Origin of the sequence: Acinetobacter sp. YH01011 (genome assembly GCF_013420785.1) — a bacterium.
Taxonomy (GTDB): domain Bacteria; phylum Pseudomonadota; class Gammaproteobacteria; order Pseudomonadales; family Moraxellaceae; genus Acinetobacter; species Acinetobacter towneri.
In genome coordinates, this window is record NZ_VOYG01000027.1 from 1 (window position 1) to 3635 (window position 3635).

General features: G+C 36.9%; 3 protein-coding genes and 1 rRNA gene. 3 read left to right on the plus strand and 1 reads right to left on the minus strand.

What is annotated here, in order from left to right; all coding sequences use genetic code 11:
• Positions 1–97, plus strand: a 5S ribosomal RNA gene (gene rrf, locus FTT78_RS13305); the annotation flags it as partial.
• A gap of 157 nt (positions 98–254) precedes the next feature.
• Here rrf and FTT78_RS13310 read toward each other — a convergent pair.
• A complete protein-coding gene (locus FTT78_RS13310) occupies positions 255–806 on the minus strand; it encodes a lytic transglycosylase domain-containing protein (protein WP_180009043.1) in 552 nt (183 codons plus the stop codon).
• 324 nt (positions 807–1130) lie between these two features.
• On the opposite strand from FTT78_RS13310, the gene FTT78_RS13315 reads away from it, so the two are divergent.
• Together FTT78_RS13315 and ybaK are read left to right on the plus strand one after the other, a co-directional pair.
• The gene (locus FTT78_RS13315; RefSeq protein WP_180044565.1) at positions 1131–2723 is read left to right on the plus strand and encodes a Na/Pi cotransporter family protein; all 1593 of its coding nucleotides are present in this window, start codon (positions 1131–1133) and stop codon (positions 2721–2723) included.
• Positions 2724–2840: 117 nt separating this feature from the next.
• Positions 2841–3308 carry a Cys-tRNA(Pro) deacylase gene (ybaK, locus tag FTT78_RS13320; RefSeq protein ID WP_004973860.1) on the plus strand — a complete coding sequence of 156 codons (468 nt, stop codon included), beginning with the start codon at positions 2841–2843 and terminating at the stop codon, positions 3306–3308.
• Positions 3309–3635: the final 327 nt, after the last annotated feature.

Consider the following 3635-nt stretch of genomic DNA (forward strand, 5'->3'; position numbering starts at 1 on the left):
AGTGAACCACCTGATCCCTTCCCGAACTCAGAAGTGAAACCTCTTCGCGCTGATGGTAGTGTGGGGTTACCCATGTGAGAGTAAGTCATCGCCAGCTCATTATTCTAAACACCCTCAACTAGCGTTGGGGGTGTTTTTTATGCGGGAAAGAAAATATTAAGAAGAAAAGTAGAAAAAGAAAGGAAAATAAAACCATCTGAGGATGGCTTTAATTCAACGGGTATTGGCTACTTTATTAAGCTAGTAAGTCAAAATTAAAGTGCATCTTTTAAGTTTTTTTGGTGCTGTTTGACTTGTTTCGCGTAGCGTTTACCTTGCTTTTTCATTTTTCGATTACTATTGTAGCCAGTAGGTCCCACATTGTAATAGGCCAAAGCTTTAGGCCATTTACCCGACTGATTTTTATAATGATTTAAAATAAATGTACCACAGTTGATATTGGTATGTTCATGGAATAAATCGCCAGGACAAGTCTGCTGCCAATAACGTGGAATAATTTGTGTGAACCCAACTGCACCTGAAGGTGAAACAGCATAGGCACGATAATTCGATTCTTGTCTAATAACTGCAGCGACAAGCAGAGGATCAACATTATGTTGTTCTGCACTTTGTACAATGATTGGTGCTACACGATTTGCTGTATTAGGATGCACAGCATAAGCCTTTTGGATCCCTGTAGAAAGTTTAGCTGAGCGTTTTGCAAGAGAGCCACCTCCTAGTGGAGAGCAGGCTGCTAACGTTAAAACAGTACAACCAATACTGAATATTTTTATAGATGGATATTTTCTAAATGCATTAAAAATCATATTAAAACTATATCTGTCATTTTGGCGTATGTGAGTATATATACTGATTTTGAGGTGAGCGATTGGTTCAGTCAAGTGAACTGAAGATTTGAATTGTATCGTGTCAGCATAATACAGAGGTTTCGTTTTGTTTTATCGAATGATTGGATAAACCAATGGAGTCCGATCTATCCTTAGGTTTAATAATATGTCAAATTGATGACAAGTTTTTTATTTAATATAAACTATTGGAATAGAACAAATAAACTGCAATTTTAAGATAAAAGTACGTACAATATCGGCTTTTTAGCACTTTGAAAATTGCTTATTGCACAGGGAGTAAGTGTGTTAGAAGTCTTTGTACAATTATGTGGTGGTATTGGCCTATTTTTGATTGGTATGACCATGATGACGGACAGCTTAAAAGATATGGCAGGGGAAACCTTGCGTATTTGGTTGTCTAAGTTCACAGGTTCACCCATTAAAGCTGTGCTTTCAGGCATCGGTTTAACTTTAATTGTACAGTCTTCTATGGCAACAACTTTAGCCACGATTGGTTTTGTTAGTGCGGGGATTCTTACTTTTGCTCAGGCAATTGGTGTCATTATTGGTGCGAATATTGGCACAACCAGTACGGGTTGGATGGTGGCATTTTTAGGTGTTAAATTTTCCATCACCAGTTTTGCATTACCTTTGCTGGGTTTGGGTGCAATGCTCAAATTATTTAGTCAGGGGCGAGTTGCATTATTTGGAATGACATTGGCAGGTTTTAGTCTGATTTTCCTTGGCATTGATATGTTGCAAGTTGCCATGTCAGGTTTTGCTGAACGTGTCGATTTATCAGTATTTTCAAGTAGATCTTTGATTGCGCAACTCAGTTTGGTTTTGGTCGGTATTATCATGACCATTCTGTTGCAATCTTCAAGTGCTGCAATTACCGCGACCTTAGCAGCATTGGCCAGTGGTGCGATTGATTTGCAACAGGCTTTAGGTTTGGTGATTGGACAGAATATTGGTACGGTGGCGACAGCCATTATTGCTGCAATTGGTTCAACTGCAAATGCCAAACGTACTGCAGCGGTTCATGTGATTTTTAACATCATTTCAGCCATTTTTGCTTTTATTATTTTAAAACCGTTATTTCTTGAGCTAACACAAAATCAACGTCTTATGGCAACATGGGACAATGTGGTGATTGTTGCTGCATTTCATACAGCATTCAGTATTTCTGGTACTTTGATTATTTTGCCTTTTATCCGTCAGTTCGAAAAACTGATTATGAAAATTATCCCAGATAAAACTCAATCGGTTTTATGTTATCTCGATCAAGCGAGTTTATCTGTGCCCGCCTTGGCTATTCATGCTGCATCAAAGGTGATTTACCATAGTTTGTATGACGTTTTAGTGATGCTAAAACTGGCTATCCAAGAGGGAAGATTACCTTCAAAAGTACGTTTATTACAGCTAGATGAAGTACTCATTCAAGTCCAACGCTATTTGGAAGAAATGTCGATTTCAGAAAATGAAGCCGATCAACAGCGTTTAATGGCGATGCTTCGTTTGATGGTGTATTTACGTGTTTTACGAAGTGATTTGGAAAATATTACTTTAGCAAAAGAAATACGCACCCAACCTGCAATTTATCAAGTTGGCTTAGATTTTGTACAAATTCTTGATGAACATCTAAAAGAAATGGATGATTTTGATGTGCATAAACATGTACTAAGTCTAAATACCGAATTATCTAATTTGAAAAAATGGACAGAAGATCAACGTGCCGAAAACCGTGAAAAAGTGCTGCAATATATTGCCGTGAATCAGCTCAATGCTGCGACAGGTTTAGAGTTGTTGGCGGCACAACGTTGGTTGGATCGCGTGATTGCGCATGCACAGCGCTTAGCTAACGTGTTGGTTGAAAATTCACGTAAACCAAGTTAATGATTTTAGGCTATTTTTTCGATAGTTACTTTTATATTTAAAAATGGCCTAAGCGAATTCACTTTTAATCTCAATCAAGCGTATAATTTGAGCATCGTTTTTTACAGTATTTTTTCAATGACTCCAGCAGCTAAACTTTTAAAAGCCAAGAAAATTCAATTTTCTATGCATGAATATGAACATGATCATAATGCTAAAAGTTTTGGTTTAGAAGCTGCGGAGAAGTTAGGCTTAGATGTCACAGAAGTATTTAAAACTTTATTGGTCAGTGATGATAAGCATTATTTTGTGGCGATTTTACCTGTCCATTACCAATTAAATCTTAAAAAAGTTGCGGCTGCTTTTCAGTGTAAAAAAGTACACATGGCTGATCCTAAAGATGCTGAGCGTTTGACAGGTTATTTGGTTGGGGGCATTAGTCCAATTGGGCAGAAGAAACAACTGAAAACAGTGATTGATGCATCCGCTCAACAGCTTGCAACTATGTATGTGAGTGGAGGGAAGCGGGGATTAGATATTGGTTTAACACCAAGCGATTTGGCAAAAGTTTTAAATGCTAATTTTGTAGATATTGTAGATGCATGATATGTTGAACTTTATATTGTTTTGAGTCCAAAGCATACAGATGCTTGTTCTTGTATGAATGTAGCAACTATTCCTATTCGTTTCATCTCAGTGATTCTTGTTCCAAGCGAGCATTTAATAACAAAAAAAGTTATCTTTAAGCAATAAATAGGGTAATTAAAAACTCGTATTGATGATTTTTTAACAAACTAAATTTTATGTTATATTAACCCGAATTACGGATAAGAAAAGCCCTTGAAAAAAAGGTAGTTAGAGCCATTTAGAAAGTTACGACACAACCCAAAGGCTCTAACTACCATGTACGATTTTACAGAAATTTTTTGTATT

Excerpts from the sequence above, each read along its gene's own strand:
- ybaK (WP_004973860.1), top strand. The coding sequence starts at position 2,841 with ATGACTCCAGCAGCTAAACTTTTAAAAGCCAAGAAAATTCAATTTTCT.
- FTT78_RS13310 (WP_180009043.1), bottom strand. The coding sequence starts at position 806 with ATGATTTTTAATGCATTTAGAAAATATCCATCTATAAAAATATTCAGT.